Origin of the sequence: Leptospira gomenensis (assembly GCF_004770155.1) — a bacterium.
GTDB classification, from domain to species: domain Bacteria; phylum Spirochaetota; class Leptospiria; order Leptospirales; family Leptospiraceae; genus Leptospira; species Leptospira gomenensis.
Map to the genome: position 1 here is coordinate 1 of NZ_RQFA01000069.1, position 909 is coordinate 909.

At 51.6% G+C, this 909-nt stretch carries 1 pseudogene; it reads left to right on the top strand.

Going from position 1 to position 909, the window contains the following annotated elements:
• Positions 1–253 precede the first annotated feature (253 nt).
• Positions 254–496 (top strand): annotated as a pseudogene (locus tag EHQ17_RS20440) (DUF1564 family protein); the annotation flags it as partial.
• Positions 497–909: the final 413 nt, after the last annotated feature.

The following is a 909-nucleotide window of genomic DNA, read 5'->3' on the forward strand; positions in this document are numbered from 1 at the left end:
GTTGGCCCTTGGGTTTTGCCGATTCGAAATTCGTGATTTTCGATCTTCAATTGGTAAGTTTGAGATTTCGATTTGTTCAATGTCGCTTCGCTGGATTCGACTTGGCTTGACTCGACTTGACGTAGCTCAATCCGACCTGACCCGACTTGCTCGAACCGAACCAGAATATTTTCTCTGATTACAACTCAAATGTTCGCGAATTTTTTTTCATCGGAAGCGTGACGTTCGTGCAAGCCGTGGAACCGAGTGTGGTATGGGATATTTACTGCTCAACAACGAAGAAGAAATTTCCTCTCGTTTACAAAATGACAGAAAGGAAACGGTGACCTTGCTCGTTCCGGAAGAAACCTGGCTTCGGTATAGAGAGCGATATGGGGAGGCTGCCGCGCGTCGTCTTCCAAAGAAAATTCCCGAGTTGTTGCGAACCTACGCCAAGTTTTTGACCGCGACCAAACGTTTGGGCAAGAAAGCGGGAACGACGTTGTATCAACCTTCTGCCTCTGCTGTGGCGGCGGCCGCGGCCCGTCGAACTTCGTTTGGTTCTGAGGCGCCGGAAGAGGGAGCGAAGGATGCGCCACCTAACAATGACCAGGCGACTATCGATTCTGCGGATGACGTCAGTCCAGAGCTTCGTGCACTTCTTCGGACGGAGCGAAACGGATTGTGGGGGGAGCAGAATTGGAATTTGCCGGAAGAACAGGATTTGCCGGAAGATCAGAATTCGCTGGAAAACTTGGACTCGGCGGGAGAACAGAATTTGTCGAGAAAACAGGATTCGTCGGAAGATCAGGACCCGGCAAAGGGGCAAGAGTCGATATCGTCGTCGGAGTCCGGCGGCGCTGCTGGCACTCGGGCTGCGGGGCAGCGATCTGCGGAAAAGAAAACAATGAGACGAATCAATGTTCGGTT